This is a genomic window from Sedimentitalea todarodis, from assembly GCF_032595355.1.
In the GTDB taxonomy this organism is placed as follows: Bacteria; Pseudomonadota; Alphaproteobacteria; order Rhodobacterales; family Rhodobacteraceae; genus Sedimentitalea; species Sedimentitalea todarodis.
In genome coordinates this window covers 49,164-73,799 of record NZ_JASMWN010000013.1, presented here as the reverse complement: position 1 = coordinate 73,799, position 24,636 = coordinate 49,164, and the positions used below count along the sequence as shown (strand labels likewise).

Genomic DNA, 24,636 nt, shown 5'->3' with positions numbered 1-24,636 from the left:
GAACTGCTTATGACGACCCTTGTTTCCGGTGCTGTGCTGGGCGCGCTCTATGCGCTGATGGCCAGTGGGCTCAGCCTGGTCTGGACGACGCTTGGGGTGTTCAACTTTGCGCATGGTGCGTTGATGATGATCGGGGCCTTTGTGGCCTGGACTGTGTCTGAACCCCTGGGTCTTGGCCTTTGGGTCGGAATGATCGCGGGTGTCGGGGCTGCTGCCTTGCTTGGGGTGATTATCGAATTTCTGCTCGTACGGCCGTTCTACGGACGCCCAAACATGCTGTTGATTACTGTGATGACGACGCTGGCGGCGATGATCATTATGGAAAAGGCCGCTCAGATCATCTGGGGCGCGCGGCTCAAGCAATTGCCCAGGTTGATAGATGGCGACGTGTCGTTCTTTGGCGCGGTGTTCTCCGCACATGAGGCGCTGATTGTCCTGATTGCGCCGATGATCCTGATTGCACTCTGGGCCTTTGCGACCAAAACAGCCACAGGCCGCTCCTTGCGGGCCGTGGGCCAAAATCAGGATGCCGCCGCGCTATTGGGGATCAATGTCCCTTTGACATTCGCGCTTGCCTTCGGGTTGGGAGCCGGCCTTGCCGGGTTAACAGGCGTCTTGCTTGGGGGCATACGGTTCGTCACACCGTCGCTCGGGGTTGAGCCCTTGGTCAAAGCAATGATTGTCGTCATCTTCGGCGGGCTTGGATCTCTTGGCGCAACGGTCGGGGCGGCCTTTGTCATTGGAATGGCCGAGGCATTTCTGGTACTTTTTGTTGGCCTCTACTGGACCCCATTCATGCTGTTCTTCGGCCTGATCATCGTTCTCGTATTCCGACCAAACGGTCTCTTTGGGAGGGCCTGAGATGGCTCGGACATTTCTCTTGATTGCAGGATTGGCGGTCTTGGCGGTCGTGCCCGCGTTTGTAACCGACAGTTACACGCGCCACCTGTTCATTCTTGCCTTTGTCTATGCGGTGATAGCGTCGAACTGGGACTTGTCTCTGGGCTATGCGGGCCTGTTTAACTTTGGTCACCTGACGTTCTTTGCCGTTGGCGTTTACACCGCCGCAATTGCCGCGAAGACCCTGGGCGTTGATCCCTGGCTCGCCATTCCCGTGGGAGGTGTGACGGCCGCGCTGTCGGCCCTGATTGTCGCGCTGCCAGTGGCTCGGCTCAAGGGCATCTACGTGGTTCTGGTGACCTTCGGCTTCAGCCAGCTTGTGCTGCAACTGATCCTGAGCCAAAGCCAGATCACCGGTGGCGCGGGAGGCATGGTGCGCATTCCGGGGCTTGAGATCGGCGATTACCGATTCATCCGCGATTTCAAATTTGGCTATTACTACGTGGCATTGGGATTGCTGACGATATCGACACTCTATCTTCTGTGGTTGACCCGCTCACCCTTTGGGAAATCGTTGTTGGCGGTGCGTGACAATGAAGACTACGCACAAGCGCGCGGTATATCCATTGCGCGTCAACGTGTATTGGCCCTTGTGGCAAGTGCGGTGTTTCCCGGAATTGCCGGCGGCTTTTTTGCCATCTATCTGCGCGTCGCAGCGCCCGAGGTTCTGAGCTTTGGCACACTCAGCCTTGCACTCTCGATGGTGCTGATTGGTGGCACCACTACGATCATTGGGCCGATCATCGCGGCACTCGCGCTCACGTTCGCCACCGAGGCCATGGCCGGTTTCCGTGGCATGGAAGAAGCCCGCTTCATCATTGTCGCAATTGGCATGATCCTCGTTCTGCGCTTTGTACCTGGCGGGTTGGCACGCATGATACCCGGCCATAAATGACTTATAGCATTTCGCGTCTTAATTGGATCATCTGGTGTCACCTAACGCGTTGAAATCTATGATTTCAGGCAGCGTTAGGTGATTCAGGTTTAGCGCGGAAAGCTCTTGGATGCACGACCCGGCACGAAACACGCTTCCAAAGGTAGGTAGCGTTCCGAATATTGATGTTACTTTGCTCTTCGGCCCAGGCTCGGCCGCAGTTGCAACGCGGTGATCATCGCCGGGTCCGGCAGGTCGCGTTGGCAAGATCAGGATAGGCTGGTGGGCTTCCCGGGATCGACCAGGCGCAGCGCTCGCCCCTATTTTCAATAGGCCACATCTTCGACAGGCGGAAGTGGGTCCGGAACATTGTCCATTTCCATCGTCTGCCGCAAGTCAATTTCGATCATCCGGCTGATGGTGGAAATCGGGACATCGGTGGCATCACCATTGAATGGATCTTCCAAGGACGCGCTCACCTGTTCGGTCAGATAAAACACCCAGCAGATTAGCAGGCAGAACGGGATCATAGAGAGCGTGTAGCCGGCAAACGCCCACCTTTCCCAGCCTTCAAGATCAACTGGAATTGTGTAAAGGTTCACAAAGGCCAAGGGCAGCATGAAGATAAAGATCCATGTAAACAGCTTGCCGATATCTGCAACCTGTCGAGGGAACGGCGCGTTCTTGATGCGCTCACAGGATCCTTGCGCGTCATAGAAGCGCGCAAGCCTGTCCATCATCGCGACATGCCGGTATGCATCAATTTTTCCCTGATCTGCCAGGCTCTGTAACTCTTGCCCCTGTCGGAACAAGAGATAGCTCGCCGCATTCGTCTTTGTGTCCAGCAATGCCGCGTCCGCGTCTGACAGGTGGGTGCGATAACTCTCGGGCGTCTGGTGTAGGTCCTTTCGGTTCTCGAGACGACGCAGGCCGAACATCCACTTTTGCTGACGGGCGTGTCTTGGGTTTTGCACGCGCAACTGAAAGGCAAGCGCGTTGACCCAAGCAATGTGGCGTTCAATCAGCCTGGTCTTGATATCTGGATCGACGGTCATGCTATCGGACGGCATCAGGTTGGCAACGGCATTGCCCCAGTCGCGGCTAGAATTGACGATTTGCCCCCATATGGTGCGCGCCTGCCACCAGCGCGCGAAACACGACGTGTTTTTGAATCCCAGGTAAAGCGATACCGCGATACCCACCGTTGTCACCAACGGAATCGGCAGGCCAATGAATTCAAAGCCTCTGATCTCGTCCAGATAGACAACGAGCAATTCCCAGGATGCGACGAGTAACAGGAACCGCCAGGAACCGGTGAGTACTTTTTTGAAACGCAATCCGCCATGCAGGATCATCGTAGATAAACCTGCGCAATGATCACGTCATCAGGTGGATCAAGGGGCCGCTTCGGTACCGGCGGCTGCAATGGCAAGCGGCATTCGCATCTGGCAACTCCACGGAAGACAAGTCGCGCCATCGGTATCACAACGCCCGGCTGTTGCATCGTGTGTTTCGCAGCCATCAAAAACACGGACCTGGCGTTGCAGGCTTCAATAGCCACAGCAATAAATTTTTGGAGTGCTTCTTCATGCAAGCACAAGACAGCACCGCCGACCAACTGGCGGGCTGCATACTTTTGCTGAACAGATCACTGCAACCGGCCGTAGGTGCAATCGAAGAAACCGCCGTTTCTCCTCCGATCCCGAGGTATCGCTTCTGGGAACAATTATCCGATGTCCTTTTTGGCCGCGTTTCATCTAAGGCACATCCTAGGTTAACAGGGATATGGTATGTGGCAACGCCCGGCTGGTCCAGACGGCAAAACCAGATAGTGTCGCAATTTCCAGCATGGCTTGAGATTAGGGCGTCAGGCGGACAGATTATCCTGCGAATTCGACCACAGCCCAAAGGCGAGCTTCCCTGATCGGTCGAATTTGTCCTTTGCGGACCATGCGGGCGACCTTGATGCCTGCGAGCGTTGCTGTGGCTGACTTCAATGTAGCAGGGTCCGGGCCACAGGACTTCAGCAACTGGCGATGATGCCGGAAACGACGCAGGTCGCCAGCTTCGTCCGGCATGGCCGTGGCGTTGGCGGAACTGGTCCCGGGAATTGTTGTCGGCAGTTCATAGCCTGGCGGATCAGACAGGAGCGCGACATCCCGTGCCTCAATCTCACAGCGTTGGCGAATGAGGCGACGGCTTCTGCCTGCACAAGGTAGAACATGCGCACAGCGTCGGACCCTGGATGAACAGGCAAGCCGACGGCGGTGGTGGGCTACCCGGAGTGTTTGGATTTCACCAAAGCTGTTCTCATTGAATGGTGCGATCCGCGTTTTCCGGCAAGTGATGCGGTGCAAGGAAAGGCTGCAGATGTTTGTCAAGATGTTGCCATATCTTCTCACCTGTCTCTGACTGCGCTTCCGCCAAACGGACCATCCTGATTGTCAGCGGCTGCGTGGGCAGCACGTCGTCAACCCGCACCAGCGTCCCCTGTGTGAGGGCATCGGCAACCAGAGAGTGCGGCAACCAGGCGACGCCGATTTCATGCACGGCATATTGCAGAATGGCCAGCGTCAGGGCGCTTTCGACGACGGGCAATGCGGTGATACCCTTGGGCAGACGCGGGGCGATCATCCGGGAATAGACCTGACCAAGAAAGACGTCGGGCGGGTAGCTGATCGTCGGAAGTGCGGCATCCGTCGCTCTGCTGCGCATTGCGGGCGCACAGACCGGGATCAAGAGATCTGACCCAAGTGTCTTGGTTTCAAACGCGGTTCCGGGGTCAGGCATTCTTTCATCCGGGACACCGTACATCATCGCGAACTCCACTTCGCGCGAGATCAGACGCAACAGGCATTCGTCCTGGTTCCCCGAACGCACGCACACCGAGGTTTCGCCATCATGCGTCAGAGCGCGGACGATCTTGGGCGATACGGTCGTGGTCAGCGCGTGTTGGCAGACAAAGGACAGAGACTTGCTTGTCGGATCATTCGCAGACTTCAGGCTATGTCGCAGTCTGTGCAAGCGTGTACTGAGCTCACGCAATTCAAGTTCCAGCGCCTGTACTCCGGGCATCAGAGATATGGGTTTGCGGCGGCGGTCGAACAACGTCGCGCCGATGCTGTCTTCGATGAGGCGCACCCGGCGGGTGAAAGCGGACTGGGTCAGGAACCGCTTTTCTGCTGCGCGTGCCAACGAGCCGCTATCGAGGACCGCCAATATGTCATCAATCCATTCAAGCCGCATGGGCCGCGAATACCAGGATCCGTTATAACATGCAAGAAATGCAAGTTAACCACCGCACTTTGCAATAGATGTCTGCTTTTGCGGGCGGTAAGTTGATGACAACCAATTTTAGGAGCTGCCTCATGCATCTTGCCCGCTTTCCGCGCCTGCACCTTGCCCACCTTCCAACGCCACTCGAGCCGATGAAACGGCTTTCAAAGGAGTTGGGCGTAGAGCTCTGGATCAAGCGCGACGATTGCACCGGCATGTCAACTGGGGGCAACAAGACCCGCAAGCTTGAATTCCTGATGGCGGAGGCCGAAGCGCAGGGGGCTGATATGGTGATGACGCAGGGGGCGACCCAAACCAATCACGGCCGCCAGACTGCGGGGTTTGCTGCCAAGTTGGGGATTGATTGTCACATCCTGCTGGAAGATCGCACCGGTTACCAGGATGCCAACTACAACACCAATGGGAATGTACTGCTCGATCATCTTCATGGCGCGACCACTCAGAAGTTTCCGGGCGGCCACGACATGCCCGGCGAGATGGAGAAGGCTGCCGAAAAGAAACGCGCAGAGGGACGCAATGTCTATGTCATACCCGGGGGCGGATCGAACCCAACTGGCGCGTTGGGTTATGTCAACGCAGCATTTGAGCTTCTGGCTCAGGCCAATGACCGCGGCCTGAAAATTGATCGACTGGTGCACGCAACCGGCTCTTCGGGAACTCAGGCAGGGCTTGTTACCGGAATGTGCGCAATGAACGCGCAGGTGCCCGTCCTCGGCATTGGTACAAGGGCTCCAAAACCCAAGCAGGAGCAGATGGTGTATGATCTTGCATGCAAGACTGCCGAAAAGCTGGGGTGTGCCGGAGTGGTCAAGCGCGAAGACGTGATGGCGAACACCGACTACGTGGGCGACGGATATGGCCTGCCAACAGCAAGCGGCATAGAGGCAATTCAGATGTTTGCCGAACTGGAAGGCATCCTCCTCGACCCGTGCTATTCAGCCAAAGGTGCGGCAGGGCTGATCGATCTTGCGCGCAAGGGCGTGTTCAAAGACGAACGGGTGATTTTCCTGCACACCGGCGGCGCGGCGGCCCTTGGTGGTTATGACTTTGCCTTTGATCATCAAAACCGCTGGGTGTCTGTCTGAGCCACGGGACCGCGCCCCTTCGGCATCCCTGAAGGCAGGGGCGCCGAGGCGACGGCTACGATGTATCCCGCTATCGATTGACATGAACCCGCAGATACTGTCGCGGGTTGCTCACCAAACTGAGGGGACCGGAAAAGTTCCGGGTCGGCCAATCGCTTTCGCGGTGTCACAACCGATCCCACAGCAGTTGTGTGGGCTGGTCGATGATTGCCGGATTGGACAAGGCAGAAATCGTCAGCGTTGTTCGCCACGTATCATCGCCGATCGGCACCAGGGATCCATCGCCAAGCTCAGTCGAGATCGCGGTTTCCGGCATCCAGGCAAAGCCGCTGCCGGTCATCAGGCGCCTTTTGATCGTTTCGACCAAACTATCAACATAGATCGTCTCGGCATTCAGCGGTTTCCGGTCGACGGTGTTCTCAACAACCATGCCGAGAAACGACGAGCGGTCATAGGCAAGATAGGGGATCGGCGGACCAGCTTGGCTTGAAAGGTTCCAGTGCCTGGTCCGCGCCGGTTCTTCGGCGGCCACCGGGATCAAGCGGTCTTTCAACAGATCCTTTCTCCTGAAAGCGGTCTCATCGATCATCGGCGACACCGAATGATGGTAATAGCATAACATGATGTCCACCGCGCCCTCGACCAACAAATCGCAACAGGTGCTCAGGGAATCGGACAAGACGCGGGTGCGCAGATCGGGGATTTTCAGTTGCAACTCTTCGATCCGGTTGGCCAGAAAATTGACTGCAATCGTGTGAAGCGCGGAAAACCGAATAAATCGACTATCGCCCCGGTCGGCATCCCGCAGTGCTTGACGTGATTCTGTCAGCTGCGAAATCGCGGCGAGCGCGACCGGCAGGAACTGTTGACCTGCCTCTGTCAATTGAACCGGATAGGTTGCCCGGTTGACCAGCGGCAGGCCAACCCAGCTTTCCAGTGCCTTGATTCTACGACTAAACGCGGACTGTGTGATGTTCCGTTCATCGGATGCACGGGTAAAGTTCAGAGTCCGGGCGAGGCATTGAAAATCACGTAGCCAATTCAAATCCAAGGGGGTGTTCCTACAAATCAAGAGAGGCGTTTGGCAAGCATAGTCAAAACTATGCGCAAAGCGAATAGTTTGATGAAATGTTCGAATTGGCGCTATGAAAACCTCTTGATCTAGACTTTGGTTTAGGATCCGGCGGTTTGTCCCAATCTCGGCCTTCATCGCCCGGTTGCGGCCTGGGTCAGGCCTGTACCAACCCCATCACGCGACGGGAAACGCAGATACACAAAAAAATGACGCCAAGACGCGGCGCAAATCAACAGAGGAGACGATCATGGGAACATCACTGAAATCACTCGGCCTGGCGGTTGCTGTCGGCATCTACGCGATCCCCGCTGTCGCTGCCGAGGAGGTCAAAATCGGCGTGCCATCCTGGACCGGTGCGCAGGCCATCGCCCATCTGCTGGGCGCAGTCGTGGAAATGCGCATTGGCGGCACAGTGGAATTTGTGCCGGGAAACAACGCCACGATCTTTCAGGCAATGGATCAGGGCAAGGGCGACATTGATGTACACCCCGATGTCTGGCTACCCAATCAGCAAAGCTTCACCCAAAAATATGTGGATGAGGCTGGCACAGTGACCTTGTCGTCGAACCCCTATGAAGGCAATCAGGGCTTTTGCGTCAGCAAGGATTTTGGCGAAGCCAACAACATCACCGACATCGCCGATCTGGGCCGGCCGGATGTGGCCGCGCTGATGGACAGTGATGGCAATGGACGGGGAGAGATGTGGATCGGCGCGCCCGGCTGGGCCTCGGCCAATGTGAACGAAGTGAAGGTGCGCGATTACGGTCTGATGGACTTTATCGAGCCGGTCCGCGCGGAGGAAAGCGTCAAGACCGCGCGCATCAAGGACAGCATCGCCAAGGGCGAAGGATATGCGTTTTACTGCTACAAACCGCATGCGGTCTGGTACATGTTTGACGTTGAAATGCTTTCCGAACCGGCATTCGATCCCGAAAAATATGTAATGGTACAGCCGTCGGACGATCCCGATTGGTTCGACAAATCCACGGTCGCTTCGAAAGATGCGTTGAAGGACGTGCAGATCGCGTGGTCCAACTCGTTGATTGAGAGGTCTCCTGCGATTGCCGAGTTCTTCGCCAACTTCGAGTTGAACGCCGATGACGTCTCAGGCTTTGCCTATGAGATCAGCGGCAAGGGCCGTGACCCGGCAGAGGTTGCCCGTGATTGGGTCGATGCCAACCCTGATCGCGTGGACGCCTGGCTGGGTCTGTAATCCCACGATGACATCCAAGGTGGCACCCCGAGCGGGGTGCCATCCAGAAACGGCACGACCCAATCAAAATAACCTTCGGGGGACACATGGGCGACGATACCGTTATCGGGATTTCAAATGTCTGGAAGATTTTTGGCGCCAAGCCGGCGATTGCCCTGCAGGCGATCCGCGACAAAGGGCTGACCAAGGCCGAGGTGCTGGCGGAATACAACTGCGTGGTCGGTGTGGCTGATGTCAGTCTATCGGTAGAACGCGGTGAAATCTTCTGCATCATGGGCCTCTCGGGCAGTGGCAAGTCCACTTTGGTGCGCCATTTCAACCGATTGCTTGAGCCCACCGATGGCAAGATCGAGATCGAAGGCATCGATGTGATGGCGTTGGGTCCGCAAGAGCTTCAGAAGTTTCGCAACAACAAGATCGGCATGGTGTTCCAGAATTTCGCGCTGATGCCGCATCGGTCTGTACTCGACAACGTGGCGATGCCGCTTGAAATCCGGCAGGTCAGCAAGAACGAACGAATGCGCCAGGCGGCCGCCATACTCGACATTGTCGAGCTGGGTGCATGGGGTTCGAAATTTGCGCATGAATTGTCTGGCGGGATGCAGCAACGTGTCGGCCTGGCCCGCGCGCTGGCCGCCAACCCCGATGTCCTGCTGATGGACGAGCCGTTTTCGGCGCTTGATCCGCTGATCCGGAGGCAATTGCAGGATGAATTTATCCGGCTGAGCAAGATTCTGAAGAAGACCACGATCTTTATCACGCATGACCTGGATGAGGCGGTCCGCATCGGCAACCGGATCGCCATCATGCGCGATGGCAAGGTGGTACAGATTGGAACCTCTGAAGACATCGTCATGAACCCGGCCGACGATTATGTAGCCGATTTCGTTGCCGGCATTTCACGGCTCAAGGTCGTACGTGCCCACGCAGTCATGCGGCCTATACCCGAACACATCGCCGCCCATGGCCCACTCGCATCAGATGCCCCGCGGGTCAATGAAGGCGAAAACCTGAGCACACTCATCAATCTGGCGATCGACAACAGCAGCGCCATTCTGGTGGAGGATGGTGGCAAGGACGTCGGCGTGATTACACGCGCCGATCTACTGCGCACCGTGATCGAAGGGACCGAAGTGTCATGAACACCTCTGATGTGAACCCGCTGGAGGATACCGAAAGCGAAGCCGCCCTAGCATATGCCGAAGAACGACGCGAAAACATTCGTACCTTTGTGCGGACCAGCCCTGACTACTACATTCGCAATTTCGACAAGATCGGTGCCTCGTCCAAATTCACGCCGACGTTCAACCTGATGGCGGGGCTGTTTGGCCCGGTGTGGTTTGGTGCGCGGGCCTTATGGTCGTGGGCGCTGCCCTTCCTGATTCTGGAAACACTCGCTCTTGTTCAGATCGCGCGCGGTCTCTTCGGTGATCTTGCTGCCGACGCCATGGCGCGCATCGCTTCCATCGAAGGGACACTGGAACTGCGCCGTCAGCAACTGGCCGCCGCGATCGAGAACAATTCAGACAAGATTGATGTCTATCGTCGCACCGTCGCGTCCCTTGAGGAAAACATTGGCGGGATCCGCGCCGAGGCCGAGGCGCTGGCCGCCGAAGGCAGCTCAATCGCTTTGACCGGCCTTGCCACCCTGCTCGTCGTGAAGGCAGTACAGTCGCAGGTGGCCAACTGGGCGCTTGAGGCCCGTTTTTCTGACTGGCTGTCGGATCGCACGATCCGATCAGCCATGCCGTTGTCGCAAATCCTGTTTAGCGCGGTCTTCATGGCACTCATCGTTGCCGCGGCGATGATGCATTACAGCTTCCCCGGGCGCTATTCACTGCTCAGCCAGTTCCCCACGGATCCGAGCATTCGCCTGACCAGTATCACCTGGGTGGAAGAGTTCATCGCATGGTGCGTGCGCAACAGCGAAGCCTTCTTTGACGGGCTGACATTTGGCATCCGCGCGCTGCTTGATGCGCTCGAGGTCATTCTGGTTCAGACGCCGTGGATTGTGATCGCCAGTCTGATCATACTGCTTACCTGGTTAACCGCAGGCATCAGCACGTCGATCTATTCCGGGGCCTTTCTGGCCTATATGGGTCTCTTGGGTTTCTGGGAAGGCGCGATGACAACACTTGCGCTGTTGGGTACAGCAGCATGCCTGTCGATCGCGATAGGTATACCGTTGGGCATGTTTGCCGCCCGCCGTCCAAGGTTCTATGCGGCTATCCAGCCGATCATGGACTTTATGCAAACGATGCCCGCTTTTGTCTTCATGGTTCCTGTCATTGCATTTTTCGGCGTGGGTAAACCGGCAGCGGTTGTGGTTACGATGATCTTTGGCGGCACGCCGGTGGTACGCCTGACCGTTCTTGGCCTGCGGGGCGTGCCGGAAAGCGTGCGCGAAGCCGCGATCAGCTTTGGAGCCAACAAGTGGTATCTGCTGACCAAGGTCGATCTGCCTTTGGCGAGCCCGTCGATCCGCGCAGGGATCAACCAGACGATCATGTTGTCACTGGCGATGGTCGTCGTAGCCTCGCTGATTGGAGCCAAGGGACTGGGCGAAGATGTGCTGGAGGCGCTGCAATATGCCAATGTGGGTCAAGGTATCCTCGCCGGGTTTGCGATCCTGTTCTGTGCCATGATCCTTGACCGCATCGTACAGGGCGGGCGCAAATGACGCCGGTCGTTTTTGTGCATGGGTTTTTGGGTGGCAGTCGGCAATGGCAGGGGCAAACGGAAGCCTTGGCAGAGTTAGACATCATCGCTCTGGACCTGCCGGGGTTTGGCAAGAATGCGCAGCTCGAAGCCTTGGGAAGCATTGCGAGTTTTGCGGAATGGGCGCTGGACGGGTTGGTGGCGCAGGGTATCCAGAAGTGCCAACTGATCGGCCACTCTATGGGAGGGATGGTCGCCCAGGAAATGGTCGCCCGTGCGCCCGAACGCATCGACCGGTTGGTGCTCTATGGGACCGGTCCGATCGGGGTATTGCCGGGCAGGTTTGAAACCATTGGAACGTCAAAGCGCCGCGCCCATGCAGACGGGCCCCAGGCCACGGCCAGGCGAATTGCGGCAACCTGGTTCCTTGAACGGGAACAGGCTGCGGCATATGAAGCCTGCGCAGCGATCGCCGAACAATGCAGCCTGCCATCAATTCTCGCAGGGCTGGATGCGATGCAGAGCTGGAGCGGTGCCAAACACCTGGCGGACATTGTGACCAAGACGCTGGTGATCTGGGGTGATCGGGATCGTACTTATCCCTGGAGTCAGACCGAGCAACTCTGGCAGTCCATTCCTGGCGCCAATCTCGCGGTCATACCTGGATGTGCCCATGCGACACATCTGGAGAAGCCCGGACTGTTTAACAGGGTCCTGGGAGACTTCTGCGCAGACTGACCGGAGGGCGGCGGCGAAGTATTGTTGGGCAACCTGATATCACCTAGAGCGTTGGAATATATGATTTCAGGCAGGTTGGGCGAGTCAGGTCTGACGCGAATCGCTTTGGCGCCCGCCAAACGAGATGTTCAGAACCGCAGCGACAAACATGACATGCCGCCATCAAGCTTGGCACATTCAGAGTTGTCGATCTCAACCACTTCATATCCCGCTTTGTGCAGCTTTTCCGTCGTGCGCGGGAAACCAGCGGGGCAAAGCACATACTGATTAAATCGAATGCTGTTTGCCGCTGCCTCTTCGCCCTCGGCCACATGCACCACGCGGTAGCCCTCGAAACACCCCGAAGCATCCAGCCGTTTTGTGGACAAGATCGTTTCCGCGTCCAAGAGCGAGCAATCCGTTTTGAAGTGCAGCACACCGGGAGGCGTGAATACCTCGCGCAGGGTATGGCCCCATTCGGTCACGATCGCTGACAATTCGGCCACGCCAGCGGCATCCGTGCGATCAGAGCGCCCCACCAGAATCTCGCGGCCCGTGACCAGGATGTCGCCGCCTTCGATATGCCCCGGCCCATTGATTTCGCGGACGTCGTCATACACCGCGCGCAGAGTTGAAGCCATCTCGGGCACCTCACCCATACGGCTGGGCGCGCCGGGGCGCATCAAGACGGCTCCTTGTGGCAGGCAAAGCGCAGTATCCTCAACGAATACCGCGTCTGGATAGGCGTCCAGCGGCGGCAGTTCGATGATTTCAGCGCCGGTTTTCTTCAATGTGGCCACGTAGTCCGCGTGCGCCGCTAACATCTTGTCGAGATCAGGGGTTCCAATATCCTCGGCGCGCAGCCCATTGGTGATGCTTGGGGCAGGACGGCGGGTGATCGCGCGGGAAAACTCGAAGCTTGGATTGGTCATGAATGGCTCGTTTCTTTGTATTTCATGCGGCTGGACAGGGGCCTGACTGCGCGAAAGTGCCAGCACAGGGTTCCCCCAAAGCCCCCTTTGTCATCAAGGCAACCACAATCACGCCAAGCCCGCAACTCTCGAACGACGCACCTTTTCGGGTGGCGATGCAATCACCTTGCCTAATTCGAAAAAGCGGGCTTAGCTGTGCCCTGAATTGCAAGGAAACCTGATGGCAATCGCAAAACCGGTCACCGCCACCAGCCCAATGCCCGCAGTGCAAGACGAGGCGATCCGCGTCACTGACCTGCACAAGTCCTTTGGCCCGCTTGAGGTGTTGAGAGGCGTTTCTCTGACCGCCCACAAGGGTGATGTTGTCGCCATTATTGGCGGCAGTGGTTCGGGCAAATCGACCTTATTGCGCTGCATCAATTTTCTGGAAACTCCCAGTTCTGGCCGCATTGCCGTGAATGGCGAAGAGATCGAGATGCGGGCAGACGGATCACCCGTCAATCGCCGTCAGATCGAACGTATCCGCACCCGACTTGGCATGGTCTTTCAGGCGTTCAATCTCTGGACCCACCGCACCTTGCTGGAAAATGTTATCGAGGTGCCGGTCTACGTGCTGAAAGTACCCCGTGCCGAGGCGATCGAGCGAGCCAGGGTCCTGCTGGATCGGGTTGGTTTGGGTGACAAGGCGGATGTATTCCCGTCTTTTCTGTCTGGTGGTCAGCAACAGCGCGCCGCCATCGCGCGGGCCCTGGCCGTTGATCCAAGCGTAATGCTGTTTGACGAACCCACCAGCGCGCTGGACCCGGAACTTGTGGGCGAAGTGTTGACCGTTATTCGTGACCTTGCCGCAGAGGGGCGCACGATGTTGCTGGTCACGCATGAGATGAAATTTGCCCGCGAAGTGGCAAGCCATGTCGTGTACCTGTTTGAGGGTCGGATCGAAGAGCAGGGACCGCCAGCAGAACTGTTCGGCAATCCGAAATCCGCCCGGCTTAAGCAATTCCTGCAAACAGTCGGCTAAGAAACGTAACCTAAGAAAACCAACAGGGGAAAAGACCAATGACAATCAGAAAACTCGTAATCGCCAGCCTTGCAACGACCGTACTGGCAACAGGTGCTGCCACCTCCGAAGAAGTGAAAATCGGTATTGCTGCTGAGCCCTATCCACCATTTGCCTCGCTCAATGCATCGGGGGAGTGGGTCGGTTGGGAAGTCGAAGTCATCGACGCTGTTTGTGCTGCCGCAGAACTTGATTGCGTGATCACGCCTGTCGCTTGGGACGGGATTATCCCATCCCTGACCGGCCAGCAGATTGATGCCTTGATGGCCTCCATGTCGATCACCGAAGAGCGGCAGAAAACCATCGATTTCAGTGACCCGTATTACAACACACCGGCCGTAATTGTTGGGGCCAAATCCATCGATATTGACGCGACGCCGGAATCGCTGGCCGGCAAAATCATCGGCATTCAGGCTTCGACGATCCATCAGGCCTATGCGAATGCATACTTTGGCGACGCCGCCGAAATTCGCGTCTATCAGACCCAGGACGAGGCCAATCAAGACCTTGTATCGGGGCGCATCGACGCGACCCAGGCCGACAGCATTGCCATGGCTGATTTCATATCGACGGACGCTGGTGCCTGTTGTGAAATCAAGGGCCCTGTGGCCAATGACGAAGCGATCCTTGGCCGAGGCGTGGGCGCCGGTGTGCGCAAAGGTGACGATGCGCTGCGCGAAAAGCTGAACGCTGGCATCGCCGCGATCTTGGCGGATGGCACCCATGCGGAAATCACCGCGCGGTACTTCACCACCAGCATTTACAACGAATAGAGCCAGGTGGACTCATTTCTCCAAACACTTGGGTTGAGCGAGAGCATTGCGTTGCTCTCGCTCGAGCCTCCCGGATGGGGTGGCAACCTTCTGCGTGGACTCGTGAATTCGCTGCAGATTGCGTTCGGTGCCTTTGGTTTTGGCCTGCTGATCGGACTGTTCGGGGCGTATGGGAAACTTTACGGCGGGGTGGTCCTGCGTGATCTCCTTGGCATTTACACCACTGTAATCCGGGCGGTACCAGAGTTGGTGCTGATCCTGATCCTCTACTATGTTGGCACGGATCTGATTAACAAAGCCTCGCAAGCGATGGGATATGGGCGTGTTGAAATCAGCGGTGTTGTTGCGGGCATCTGGGTGCTGGGCATCGTTCAGGGTGCCTATTCGACCGAAGTCTTGCGCGGTGCGATTCAGGCTGTGCCGTCGGGGCAGATAGAGGCGGCACGTGCCTTTGGCATGCCGCCGCTTATGTTGATGCGCCGTGTTACGATCCCCGCGATGCTGTCCTTTGCCACGCCCGGGCTGGCCAATCTGTGGCTGATTGCCACCAAAGATACCGCACTTCTGGCCATCGTCGGATTTAGTGAACTCACCCTTGAAACCCGACAGGCCGCGGCCAGCACGCGGGCCTATTTCACCTTTTTCCTTGCCGCTGGAGCGCTATACCTGATCGTAACGCTCTGCTCTGGCGCCGTGTTCGCCCGCATCGAAAAATGGGCACGTCGCGGGCAACCCTCTTTGCGCAGCGGTGAACGCTGATGCGTTTGCGCGACCTTTTGCAACCACACCGAATTGTACTAATGGCGCTGTTTGCGGGCCTGGTGCTGTGGTGCGCGGTTTCGTTGCGGTGGGACTGGATTCCAGAATATGCACCGCTCGCGATCGAAGGAATGTGGCGCACCGTTTGGATCATGGTTGTCACGACGGTTCTGGGGTTCTTGCTGGCGATCCCGCTGGGCCTCGCGCAAGCGGTCGGGCCCTGGTATCTGTCCGCGCCCGCCCGCGTTTTTTGCACGGTCATTCGCGGCACCCCGTTGCTGTTGCAAATCTGGCTATTCTACTACGGGCTTGGCTCGCTCTTTCCGCAAATTCCCTGGATCCGAGGCAGCGAGTTGTGGCCCTATCTGCGCCAGGCATGGCCCTATGCGGTCCTCGCGCTGACGTTGTCTTTTGCGGGATACGAAGGCGAAGTGATGCGTGGCGCCTTCACCAGTGTGAACAAAGGACAGCTTGAGGCCGCAAACGCCTTTGGTATGCCGCGTTTCACCATTTTTCGCCGGATCTGGTTGCCACAGGCCATTCGCAACGTCCTGCCCACTCTTGGAGGTGAGACGATCCTTCAACTCAAGGCGACACCGCTGGTGGCAACCATCACAGTTGTCGAGATCTATTCGGTGTCATCTCGGGTGCGCTCAGACACGTTTATCGTTTACGAACCGCTGCTGCTGTTGGCTGTCTTTTACATGATCATCGCGGGGCTGATCACATTGATGTTCCGCCGCTTTGAAGAGCGCGTCCCGAACTGATAGGTACGCCCCATCTAATTACCGTCGATCATTGCCTCCGCTTGAGTGCGCTGAATTGCCATTCCACGCCAATGCTTTCGGCTCTTGAAGATAACAGACACCAGTTTCTCTGTTCTATCCTCGATCTACTCTGACTTTCCAATACCCATGGCAATTCATGAGAAGATACTGTCCGTTGCTATTGCTTCTGTGATCCGAAACCGGATTTCAATGGCATGTCATCTTTGAGTGGCACCGCTTGGCGTTCGATCATCCGGTGCACCTTCGGGAGCTTCTCGCCACGATGCAGCCGGACCAGCCGTGCGTAGGAATCGGCGTCGGCCTTAGTGCGGCGCTCGTGATGGCGCACATACTCCACCCAGGTCGGGACATGGTAGGTTTCGGTCCAGATATCCGGGTTCTCGAGATCCCGCAGCAAGGTCCAGTGTTGCGCGCCGTCCCGAATTCGTATGCGCCGCCTTGCGTGCATGGCTTCGAGGAACGCCGGAACGTCATCTTGCGCGATTTCATAGTCGATCAGGATCATGATTGGCCCGCTGCGCTGCCGCAGATCAAGCCGCAGCGGAGGTTCCTGAAACGCGTTCAAAGGATCCAGGTCAAGGTTCTCGAGATTTGGCAGCGGCACAAGACCTCCGACCACGGCCCCCAGAACCAGAACCACCGCCGAAGCCAGCATCGCAGTGCTCACGCCGTAGCCTTCTGCCATCACGCCCCAGGCCCAACTGCCGCCCGCCATGCCACCAAAAACGCCGGTCTGATACAACGCGAGGGCCCGCCCAAGCACCCATCGGGGAGTCGAAAGCTGTACGGTAGTGTTGAACAGCGACAAGGCGATCACCCAGCTCGCGCCGGCCAGCAGCAAGGCAACGGCGCTTGGCAGATAGTGGGTGCTTAGACCCAAGGTCACGTTGCTGCCGGCAAATGCCACGAAAGCCCCGCGCGTGATCACCTCGCTGCGAAAGCGGGTCCGCAGCCTTGCGTTGAGCAGCGCGCCGACCACCGCGCCAATGCCGAAGCAGCCAAGCAGGATACCATAAACGACCGCGCTGCCCCCCAGAATGTTGCGGACCACCAGCGGCAGCAAGGCCAGCACCGCCACCGCCGACAACCCGAACAGAAAGGCCCTAAAGATCACCTTCATCAGATTTGGCGACATTGCCGCATAGCGCAGCCCGGCGGAAAACGCGCCGCCCAACGGTTCGCGTGGCAGGCGGCGTTCGGGATAGGCCGGACGCCAGGACCACAGCGCCGAGATGATCGCGACATAGCTGAAGGCATTGACCGCAAAGGCGACCGCAGCGCCGGCAGTCGCGACGATCAAGCCACCCGCCGCCGGCCCGATGCACCGCATCAGGTTGAAGCCCATGCTGTTCAGGGACACCGCCGACGAAAGCTGATCGCGGGCCACGATATCCCCCATCGAGGCCTGCCACGACGGGTTGTGCAACGCGGTGCCGCAACCGATCAGGAACGTGAAAGTCAAGAGCAGCGCTGGAGTCAGCAGTTCCTCGAACGCCATGATGGCCAGCAGCACCGAAACAGCCAACATGAAGCTCTGCGCAACCAGCATCACCCGTCGGCGATCAAAGTTGTCGGCAAAAACCCCGGCCAGCAGAGACAGAACCATGATAGGCAGGGTGACAGAGGACTGTACCAGCGCCACCATGCTTTGCGAAGAGGTCAGGCTGGTCATCATCCAGGCCGCCCCGACCGCCTGCACCAGCCCCCCGAAATTCGAAGCAAGCGCAGCAACCCACAAGGTCCGGAACGTCGGATTGCGGAACAGTGTTAAAGTTGGTGCAGCTTTTGCCAATCTCGTCGGTCCTGCGTGTTGCGCCTGTTTCACCCTCAATCGGATCACCGATCCGTGTTGATAAGCAACGATCGAATTGTTGGTCTTCCACACACTTAGTTCGATTGCTCAAGAAGAGCCATCTCTCTGAGGCGACATCACGCGTGAGCCGAAAGCTGTCAGTAACTTGATCAAGGCGGTTTGGGCGGATCCCAGACAAGTTCTTACCGGCGAAATCAATAACTCGTTACGCGAGGTCCAAATCATCGTAGAATATTTGGAGGAACCATTACGGCAGCGGTCTCGTAACCGTCGGCAGCATTCCCGCGTGTTTCTTCCTCCAATTCAAGCATGACGCCGGGCTGGTCGCCGCCTTTCGGCGGATCTGCGCAGTCGGCGCGCCTCGATCATGCGATCCGCCCAAATTGATCTGGCACAAGGCAACGCTGGGAAGATCCTACTACACTTCCAACGGGACTTCTTAACGGCGCATGCCTTTCCGCGATCCGTGGCGAGCAGGGAGATGAATCCAAGCGCGCGCGCTGAGTTTGGGAGTACGTTTCACCCAATAGCCTGATCTGGGTTGCGGGTCAGGGAGCATTGGATGAAGATCAAGGATTATCTGAAGATCGAAAACGCTACGCGTATCAGCCGATCCGAGGTTGGGCGACTGGGAACGGCGATCATTTTCGTCGTCGGCGTGATTTTGTTCACCGGGTCGAAGTTTGCCCAAGTGGAGCAGTCATATCTGCTGATTGCGGCCGCGGTCATTGGCGCCTACATGGCGATGAACATCGGCGCCAATGACGTCGCCAACAACGTTGGGCCTGCGGTCGGCTCCTTTGCGCTGACACTTACCGGTGCAATTGTTATCGCTGCGATATTCGAGGCTGCAGGAGCATTGGTCGCCGGCGGCGAGGTTGTGAAAACCGTCAAGAATGGCATCATTGACCCTGTCGACCTGGGCAGCAGTGATGAATATGTCTGGGCGATGATGGGCGCGCTTCTGGGGGCTGCGATCTGGCTGAATGCCGCGACCTGGCTTGGTGCGCCAGTTTCTACGACCCATTCGATCGTCGGCGGAGTGATGGGTGCCGGAATTGCAGCTGCCGGATGGGAAATCGTCAACTGGGGCTCGGTCGCGAACATTGCAATGAGCTGGGTGATCTCGCCGGTTGTCGGGGGGATATTCGCCGCCGGGTTTCTCTATGCTCTGAAAAAGCTGATCTTCTTCAGACGCGATCCTATCGCGGAGGCCGCAAAAGTCGTGCCGGTCATGATCGCGATCATGGCCTGGGCCTTTACCACCTATCTTGCCCTCAAAGGCATCAAGCATATCGTCGTGGTATCGTTTCCTTGGGCGATGGTTCTAGGGCTGATTGCGGCACTCATCACACTGCTTGTCTTGCGACCGATGATCCGACGAAAGGCGCCACAGCTCAGCGCGGACCGGGATGGGGTAAACAGGCTCTTTACTGTACCGCTGATCTTTTCCGCCGCGCTGCTGAGCTTTGCACATGGCGCAAACGACGTTGCCAACGCTGTCGGTCCGCTGGCCGGTGTCGTCGACGTTCTGTCCGCCGGGGCGGGCGGTGCGGCTGTATCCATCCCGCTCTGGGTGATGGCAATTGGCGCGTTGGGTATATCGGTGGGATTGGCGCTGTTCGGGCCAAAGCTGATCCGGACCGTCGGGTCCGAAATCACCGAGCTCGACAGATCGCGGGCCTTTTGCATCGCGCTGTCCGCAGCGATCACAGTGATCGTCGCGAGCCAACTCGGAATGCCGATCAGTTCGACACATGTGGCGCTTGGCGCAGTGTTTGGGGTGGGATTTCTGCGGGAGTTTCTGGACCAGCGTATCGGGCGCGTGGTTGAGGGCGTTTTGGCCGGACATCAGGGCGAGCCGGATTTCATCCAGACCGAGGCCGTCCTGCGCGACTTTCAGAACGCGCCGGTGGAAGAGAAGCAACGTATCCTGGCCGAATTGAAAAAGATGGGAGCCACAGCGGTGATCACCGCCGCCCAACGCAAAGAGCTGCAAAAGGCTTTGAAAAGGCAGTTGGTCAGCCGCGCGTCGCTGCTCAAGATCGTCTCGGCATGGATCATCACGTTGCCGGTGTCCGCCTTTCTCGCAGCGCTTTTCTACTTTGTCTTGCGGGGGATGATGTTGCCGTGACGTGCAAATGAAATATCAGCTACGTAAGGTGCTTTTGCCGGTCACGATCGGCATGTTGATCGCGGGCTTCTGGGCCAGTTCGGAATTTCAGGAAATCGCGGCGGGCGTTGCGATCTTTCTGTTCGGCATGCTGATGCTGGAGGATGGTTTCCGGCAATTCAGCGGCGGAATTCTGGAGCGCATATTGGAGCAGGCGACAAGGTCAATGCCCAGATCAATGGCCTTCGGGCTGGTCACGACGACAATCGTGCAATCCAGTTCGCTCATCTCGGTGATCACGATTTCGTTTCTCAGTGCCGGTCTGATCAGCCTGGTTGCAGGGATTGGAATCGTCTTTGGTGCCAATATCGGCACCACCACCGGCGCATGGCTGATTGCCGGTTTTGGCCTCAAGGTCAATATCTCGGCCTATGCGATGCCGCTGCTGGTGATCGGAGTCGTGCTGGTCTTTCAAAGATCGAAATACCTGCGCGGCACCGGCTATGTGCTGGCAGGGCTTGGTTTCCTGTTCCTTGGCATCCACCACATGAAGATCGGCTTCGAGACTTTCAAGGATACATTCGATCTGAACCGGTATGCGATGACCGGCATAGCGGGCTTGCTGGTCTACACGCTGGTGGGTGCGCTGGCGACTGTCATCATGCAATCCAGCCACGCAACATTGGTGCTGATCATTACGGCGCTCGCCGCAGGCCAGATCAGCTATGAAAACGCGCTTGCTCTGGCGATAGGGGCCAATATCGGCACAACGATAACCGCAATACTGGGCTCTCTCAGCGCGAACTATCTGGGCAAGCAACTGGCGCTGTCAGATGTCGTTTTCAAGGTATCGACGGCTGCAGTCGCGCTGATCCTGATCGTTCCGCTGCGGGGTTTCGTCGATGTGCTCGGCGGCATGATCGGCATCGCCGAAGATGATTTTGCGCTCAAGGTCGCGCTGTTTCACACGATTTTCAACGTGATGGGTGTCGCGATCATGCTGCCGCTGCTGACCCGGCTGATCGCGTTTATCGAGACCGTCATCAAGGAACCGCAGGCTGACCTTAGCCGACCGAAATATCTGTCCGAGGCCGTTGACGAATTTCCCGCGACCATCGAAGCGGCGATGCGCAAGGAGGTCAAACATCTCTACGACAACTCGGTGGAGTTGATTGCGCATGGGCTAAATCTGAGCCGGCATGAGATTTTTGCGGCAACCGACGTGGCCGCAACCGTGCGAAACAGTCGCAAAACCTTCGAGTTCGATATCGACGAACGCTACGAGACACGTGTGAAGACACTCTATGCAGCAATCGTGGAATTCACGACGCGCACCGGGGAGAAAAACATGCCGCCAGATGTGTTGGACCGTGTCTATGCAATGCGCGATGTGGCTGGCCAGGTTGTGCACGCCGTAAAGGCGGTGAAGCACCTGCGCCGCAATGTCACCACCTACACCACCCACAATCAGGGTGCGGTTACTGAAATCTACAACGCACTGCGGACCGAAATCGCACGGATCCTCGTTGAAATTTACAAACTCGACCTCGCAGAGCCCGAAGACCGCAGCAATCTGTGGCTGGACGGAGAAGCCGCGCAGGTCGAGGAAGATGCGCGCAACAGTATTCGCGTCGTGGATGCGTTGATCCGCAAGGGCAGCCTTGATGCGGATGCCGCAACGTCGTTTCTCAACGATTCCGGTTACGCTTACACAGCCATGCGCGATTTGCTCACCGCTGCACGCGCCTACTACATCGAATCCGACAGCGCCGTCGCCGAGGTTGAACGCATTCTGGCGCTTGATGAAGATGAAGTCAGTGAGGTGGTCGTCGAGAACGCCGATGCCACGTCCGAAAATACCCATGGTTAGGACAGTCGGATCGCCCGTTGCGATCTCGGCTGCGCCGACAGGTTCAACGCAGGAGACAACAAGATGGGGTTAAAGAAATATGCTGCCAAGCTCGACGACTACTTCACGCGGCTGAAGCGGGGCAAAGCCGGAAAAATCAAGCCTGACCATGTGGAAAAGGTAATCGCCAAGCTGCGGGCGAAGGCCGAACGGCTTCAGCTCGAGATCAAGGAAGCCACCAAGGAGTCAAAGAAGGCGCGGCTGGAACGCAAGGTTCTGATCGCCAACGAGCAAATCAGGCGCGCGCAACTGCTGCTCAAGGAAATCGACAGCACAGCCAAGCCCGCCGCCGGGGTGGACACCAAGACGCCCGACACTTGATCGTTCTCTTTCGGGCACCCCGCCTGTGACCTAGCGGCATGTCGCAATGCAGCGGAATCTGAACAATCTGAGTCGGATTTACTGACTTTCCGGCAGCTCGACAATCGGGAGCAGCGCAGTGCTACAGACACGGAAGTAGAGGAAACGGTCGGCCTGAGAAGGTGTGAAGCGGCGTGAAACGGTGAATTTCAGACACTTGGCAAAAGACCATTGGTGACCCCGCGCAGGCCGCGGAACCGGGCCGCTCGTGAATGCAAAACTGATAAGGTGATTCTAGTTGCTGTCAGTGCTGAGCGACATTTAACAGTGCAGAGTTTTTAGTGCTGTCTGTCCCGGCACCGGCAAGTCGTTGCGGATGGCGAGGATCGGTGACCCGCCATCCGCCTTTCGCATTGTCAGAACGCCGCGAGGTCCCTGAGGAACAGCGCGATGCTTGGGAAGAAGATCAGCAGCGCCGTCATCATGGCGAGGATCAGGAAGAACGGGAGCGTCCCTCTGATCACCTCCAGATACGGTTTGTTGAAGATCGCGATTGCCGTGAAGATGTCACATCCAAAGGGCGGTGTCGCCGACCCGATGGCCATTTGCAGCGTGACCATGACCCCTACGAGAACTGGATCGATACCTGAGGCGTCGACGATCGGAACGAAGATCGGCGTCAGGATGACAAGCACCACGAGCGAATCCACGAACATGCAACCCACGAAAAAACAAAGGGCGATGACGAAAAGAATATACTCGTCCGACGCTCCTTCGAGGTTGAGAGGTTCCAGAAGCCCCTGCGGTATCTGCTCAAACGAGATATACCACGAAAACGCCTGACCAATGCCGACAAGGATAAACACGACGGCCGTGATGAGACCCGTGCTGAGTGCCGAGTCCAGAACGTCGGTGAGTTTCAGTTCGCGGTAGACCACGCATTCGACGATCAGCGCATAGAGGACCGAGAATGCGGCGGCCTCGGTCGGGGTTACCGCACCGGAATAGATTCCGCCCACGATAAGGACCGGGAAGCCCAGCGGCAGGATCGCCTTGCGGAAAGCCGCGCGCCGTTCGGCGCCGGTCTTCTTCGGGACAGAGACGATCTGATCACCCTGCAGGACGCTGTAGAAATAGCAGTATACCGAGAAGAACACTGCAAGCAGGATGCCAGGGCCGATCCCTGCGATAAACAGTTCGCCGACACTGGTGTTGGCAAGCGTTCCGTAAAGGATCATCCCGATGCTCGGCGGAATGAGGAAGGCGATATCACTGGCGTTGATGATGAGCGCCATGACAAAGCTGTCCTTGTAGCCCGCCTTCAGCAGCTTAGGCCGCATGATCTGACCGATGGATACCACGGTTGCCTGGGTTGAGCCCGAGACGGACCCAAAGAGCGTGCAGCTGATACAGGCGGTGATCGGCAGGCCGGCCCGGCGGTGTCCGAAGTAGGCTTCGATCAGGCCTAGCAGGTTGTTGGCGGTATGCCCACGCGCCATGATATCGGCCGCCAGAATGAACATCGGCACGGCGATCAACGCGTTCGGTGAAATGCCTGTTACCATCTGCTGAATGATGACACCGGTATCGCTCTGCGAAAAATGAACAAGTCCGATCAGCGCAGCCACGGCCAGAGGGACGACCATCGGGAAGCTGAGAAAGAGCAGGATCACCATCGTTGCGACGAGGGTGAAGGTGATGACGTAGATATCCAGCTCACCGGCTACGATATCGCCAAGAAATTCAAGAATACCCGACATGTCAGACTCCAATGTCCTCGGCTTCACTGTCCTCGACCTCGTAGGAATGCCAGGCGCCAGCGTGGGTGATGTTCATTACGAAAGCGATCAGGTACTGAATGCTTGCCATGAAGAGTCCGATCGGGATCACCGCGTAGATGATGTAGACCGGGAATTGCAGAGCCGGGCTCAGACGGTTCAACGACTTGATCTCCAGGACGTAGAACACCGATTGATAAGCCAGGAACAACAGAAGCAGACCAGTTGTTAACGAGATCAGTGTCAGGATCGCTTTCTTTGACCGATTGCTCAGAGCGTCGTATAGCGCCGTCATGCGGATGTTCCGGCCTTTGCGGACCGCATAGGCGAAGCCGACAAAGGTTACGCTTACGATCAGGAACTGGTTGAGTTCCTCGGAAAAGTACAGGCTCTTGCCAAAGGCGTAGCGGCCAATGGCGTTGGCGGTCGAATTCACCATCATCAGCAAGATTGCAGTGATGATAATGAATTTCTCGATGTATTCGGTGCCTTTGCTCAAGGCCAGCAACAGGGTGTTCATGTCTCTCCTCCCTGGACACACATCTAAGGCGTGCCCTCAATCGAAAGGTGTGATCTCCCGTTTGGAAACCAC

21 protein-coding genes and 1 pseudogene are annotated in these 24,636 nt (G+C 57.4%); 14 read left to right on the top strand and 8 right to left on the bottom strand.

Features of this window, described 5'->3' with window-relative positions:
* Window positions 1-9: 9 nt before the first annotated feature.
* On the top strand, window positions 10-861 hold the full coding sequence (locus QO231_RS15790; RefSeq protein WP_316778418.1) for a branched-chain amino acid ABC transporter permease: 852 nt from the start codon (window positions 10-12) through the stop codon (window positions 859-861).
* A gap of 1 nt (window position 862) precedes the next feature.
* The gene (locus QO231_RS15785) at window positions 863-1,795 is read left to right on the top strand and encodes a branched-chain amino acid ABC transporter permease (RefSeq protein WP_316778415.1); all 933 of its coding nucleotides are present in this window, start codon (window positions 863-865) and stop codon (window positions 1,793-1,795) included.
* Window positions 1,796-2,100: 305 nt separating this feature from the next.
* Here QO231_RS15785 and QO231_RS15780 read toward each other — a convergent pair whose 3' ends face one another.
* From QO231_RS15780 to QO231_RS15770, 3 genes and pseudogenes are all read right to left on the bottom strand, one after another.
* Window positions 2,101-3,129 carry a bestrophin family protein gene (locus QO231_RS15780; RefSeq protein WP_316778412.1) on the bottom strand — a complete coding sequence of 343 codons (1,029 nt, stop codon included), beginning with the start codon at window positions 3,127-3,129 and terminating at the stop codon, window positions 2,101-2,103.
* Between the two features lie 633 nt (window positions 3,130-3,762).
* Window positions 3,763-4,040 (bottom strand): annotated as a pseudogene (locus tag QO231_RS26275) (transposase); the annotation flags it as partial.
* Between the two features lie 44 nt (window positions 4,041-4,084).
* Complete coding sequence (locus tag QO231_RS15770) at window positions 4,085-5,020, bottom strand: LysR family transcriptional regulator (protein ID WP_316778406.1); 936 nt, start codon at window positions 5,018-5,020, stop codon at window positions 4,085-4,087.
* Between the two features lie 122 nt (window positions 5,021-5,142).
* Here QO231_RS15770 and QO231_RS15765 point away from each other — a divergent pair, with 122 nt between their 5' ends.
* Entirely contained in the window at window positions 5,143-6,156 is a 1,014-nt protein-coding gene (locus QO231_RS15765) for a D-cysteate sulfo-lyase (RefSeq protein ID WP_316778403.1), read from the top strand.
* Window positions 6,157-6,322: 166 nt separating this feature from the next.
* Here the strand turns inward: QO231_RS15765 and QO231_RS15760 are convergent, their stop codons facing one another.
* The gene (locus tag QO231_RS15760; RefSeq protein WP_316778399.1) at window positions 6,323-7,207 is read right to left on the bottom strand and encodes a LysR family transcriptional regulator; all 885 of its coding nucleotides are present in this window, start codon (window positions 7,205-7,207) and stop codon (window positions 6,323-6,325) included.
* A 271-nt stretch (window positions 7,208-7,478) separates the two neighbouring features.
* On the opposite strand from QO231_RS15760, the gene QO231_RS15755 reads away from it, so the two are divergent.
* From QO231_RS15755 to QO231_RS15740, 4 genes are all read left to right on the top strand, one after another.
* On the top strand, window positions 7,479-8,444 hold the full coding sequence (locus QO231_RS15755; protein ID WP_316778396.1) for an ABC transporter substrate-binding protein: 966 nt from the start codon (window positions 7,479-7,481) through the stop codon (window positions 8,442-8,444).
* Window positions 8,445-8,530: 86 nt separating this feature from the next.
* On the top strand, window positions 8,531-9,586 hold the full coding sequence (locus QO231_RS15750) for a quaternary amine ABC transporter ATP-binding protein (protein ID WP_316778394.1): 1,056 nt from the start codon (window positions 8,531-8,533) through the stop codon (window positions 9,584-9,586).
* A complete protein-coding gene (locus QO231_RS15745; RefSeq protein WP_316778391.1) occupies window positions 9,583-11,124 on the top strand; it encodes an ABC transporter permease in 1,542 nt (513 codons plus the stop codon). The genes QO231_RS15750 and QO231_RS15745 overlap by 4 nt, the downstream gene beginning before the upstream one ends.
* Window positions 11,121-11,840 carry an alpha/beta fold hydrolase gene (locus tag QO231_RS15740; protein ID WP_316778388.1) on the top strand — a complete coding sequence of 240 codons (720 nt, stop codon included), beginning with the start codon at window positions 11,121-11,123 and terminating at the stop codon, window positions 11,838-11,840. Before QO231_RS15745 ends, QO231_RS15740 begins: the two co-directional genes overlap by 4 nt.
* 128 nt (window positions 11,841-11,968) lie before the next feature.
* On the opposite strand, the gene QO231_RS15735 is transcribed toward QO231_RS15740, so the two are convergent.
* Window positions 11,969-12,751, bottom strand: a complete 783-nt coding sequence (locus QO231_RS15735; RefSeq protein ID WP_316778386.1) for a dimethylarginine dimethylaminohydrolase family protein — start codon at window positions 12,749-12,751, stop codon at window positions 11,969-11,971.
* Between the two features lie 220 nt (window positions 12,752-12,971).
* On the opposite strand from QO231_RS15735, the gene QO231_RS15730 reads away from it, so the two are divergent.
* From QO231_RS15730 to QO231_RS15715, 4 genes are read left to right on the top strand one after another with little or no spacing between them, the layout of a single operon-like run.
* Window positions 12,972-13,772 (top strand): ABC transporter ATP-binding protein, encoded by an 801-nt coding sequence (locus QO231_RS15730; protein WP_316778383.1) that lies wholly within the window; start codon window positions 12,972-12,974, stop codon window positions 13,770-13,772.
* Between the two features lie 38 nt (window positions 13,773-13,810).
* Complete coding sequence (locus tag QO231_RS15725; protein WP_316778380.1) at window positions 13,811-14,584, top strand: transporter substrate-binding domain-containing protein; 774 nt, start codon at window positions 13,811-13,813, stop codon at window positions 14,582-14,584.
* 6 nt (window positions 14,585-14,590) lie between these two features.
* Window positions 14,591-15,343, top strand: a complete 753-nt coding sequence (locus QO231_RS15720; RefSeq protein WP_316778378.1) for an ABC transporter permease — start codon at window positions 14,591-14,593, stop codon at window positions 15,341-15,343.
* The gene (locus QO231_RS15715) at window positions 15,343-16,110 is read left to right on the top strand and encodes an ABC transporter permease (protein ID WP_394356608.1); all 768 of its coding nucleotides are present in this window, start codon (window positions 15,343-15,345) and stop codon (window positions 16,108-16,110) included. Before QO231_RS15720 ends, QO231_RS15715 begins: the two co-directional genes overlap by 1 nt.
* 178 nt (window positions 16,111-16,288) lie before the next feature.
* Here the strand turns inward: QO231_RS15715 and QO231_RS15710 are convergent, their stop codons facing one another.
* A complete protein-coding gene (locus QO231_RS15710) occupies window positions 16,289-17,923 on the bottom strand; it encodes an MFS transporter (RefSeq protein ID WP_316778376.1) in 1,635 nt (544 codons plus the stop codon).
* Window positions 17,924-18,506: 583 nt separating this feature from the next.
* Between QO231_RS15710 and QO231_RS15705 the strand changes: the two genes are divergently transcribed.
* From QO231_RS15705 to QO231_RS15695, 3 genes are all read left to right on the top strand, one after another.
* Window positions 18,507-20,078, top strand: a complete 1,572-nt coding sequence (locus tag QO231_RS15705) for an inorganic phosphate transporter (protein WP_316778374.1) — start codon at window positions 18,507-18,509, stop codon at window positions 20,076-20,078.
* Between the two features lie 7 nt (window positions 20,079-20,085).
* The gene (locus QO231_RS15700; protein ID WP_316778371.1) at window positions 20,086-21,927 is read left to right on the top strand and encodes a Na/Pi cotransporter family protein; all 1,842 of its coding nucleotides are present in this window, start codon (window positions 20,086-20,088) and stop codon (window positions 21,925-21,927) included.
* 63 nt (window positions 21,928-21,990) lie between these two features.
* Window positions 21,991-22,287: a hypothetical protein gene (locus tag QO231_RS15695; protein WP_316778368.1), complete on the top strand. Its 297-nt coding sequence runs from the start codon at window positions 21,991-21,993 to the stop codon at window positions 22,285-22,287.
* Between the two features lie 395 nt (window positions 22,288-22,682).
* Here QO231_RS15695 and QO231_RS15690 read toward each other — a convergent pair whose 3' ends face one another.
* Window positions 22,683-23,966, bottom strand: coding sequence for a TRAP transporter large permease (locus tag QO231_RS15690; RefSeq protein WP_316778615.1), 1,284 nt, complete (start codon window positions 23,964-23,966; stop codon window positions 22,683-22,685).
* Between the two features lie 61 nt (window positions 23,967-24,027).
* The gene (locus tag QO231_RS15685) at window positions 24,028-24,564 is read right to left on the bottom strand and encodes a TRAP transporter small permease (RefSeq protein ID WP_316778365.1); all 537 of its coding nucleotides are present in this window, start codon (window positions 24,562-24,564) and stop codon (window positions 24,028-24,030) included.
* Window positions 24,565-24,636: the final 72 nt, after the last annotated feature.

Coding starts and splice junctions, on each gene's coding strand:
- QO231_RS15790 (WP_316778418.1), top strand. CDS start 10: ATGACGACCCTTGTTTCCGGTGCTGTGCTGGGCGCGCTCTATGCGCTG.
- QO231_RS15785 (WP_316778415.1), top strand. CDS start 863: ATGGCTCGGACATTTCTCTTGATTGCAGGATTGGCGGTCTTGGCGGTC.
- QO231_RS15780 (WP_316778412.1), bottom strand. CDS start 3,129: ATGATCCTGCATGGCGGATTGCGTTTCAAAAAAGTACTCACCGGTTCC.
- QO231_RS15770 (WP_316778406.1), bottom strand. CDS start 5,020: ATGCGGCTTGAATGGATTGATGACATATTGGCGGTCCTCGATAGCGGC.
- QO231_RS15765 (WP_316778403.1), top strand. CDS start 5,143: ATGCATCTTGCCCGCTTTCCGCGCCTGCACCTTGCCCACCTTCCAACG.
- QO231_RS15755 (WP_316778396.1), top strand. CDS start 7,479: ATGGGAACATCACTGAAATCACTCGGCCTGGCGGTTGCTGTCGGCATC.
- QO231_RS15750 (WP_316778394.1), top strand. CDS start 8,531: ATGGGCGACGATACCGTTATCGGGATTTCAAATGTCTGGAAGATTTTT.
- QO231_RS15745 (WP_316778391.1), top strand. CDS start 9,583: ATGAACACCTCTGATGTGAACCCGCTGGAGGATACCGAAAGCGAAGCC.
- QO231_RS15740 (WP_316778388.1), top strand. CDS start 11,121: ATGACGCCGGTCGTTTTTGTGCATGGGTTTTTGGGTGGCAGTCGGCAA.
- QO231_RS15735 (WP_316778386.1), bottom strand. CDS start 12,751: ATGACCAATCCAAGCTTCGAGTTTTCCCGCGCGATCACCCGCCGTCCT.
- QO231_RS15730 (WP_316778383.1), top strand. CDS start 12,972: ATGGCAATCGCAAAACCGGTCACCGCCACCAGCCCAATGCCCGCAGTG.
- QO231_RS15725 (WP_316778380.1), top strand. CDS start 13,811: ATGACAATCAGAAAACTCGTAATCGCCAGCCTTGCAACGACCGTACTG.
- QO231_RS15715 (WP_394356608.1), top strand. CDS start 15,343: ATGCGTTTGCGCGACCTTTTGCAACCACACCGAATTGTACTAATGGCG.
- QO231_RS15705 (WP_316778374.1), top strand. CDS start 18,507: ATGAAGATCAAGGATTATCTGAAGATCGAAAACGCTACGCGTATCAGC.
- QO231_RS15700 (WP_316778371.1), top strand. CDS start 20,086: ATGAAATATCAGCTACGTAAGGTGCTTTTGCCGGTCACGATCGGCATG.
- QO231_RS15695 (WP_316778368.1), top strand. CDS start 21,991: ATGGGGTTAAAGAAATATGCTGCCAAGCTCGACGACTACTTCACGCGG.
- QO231_RS15685 (WP_316778365.1), bottom strand. CDS start 24,564: ATGAACACCCTGTTGCTGGCCTTGAGCAAAGGCACCGAATACATCGAG.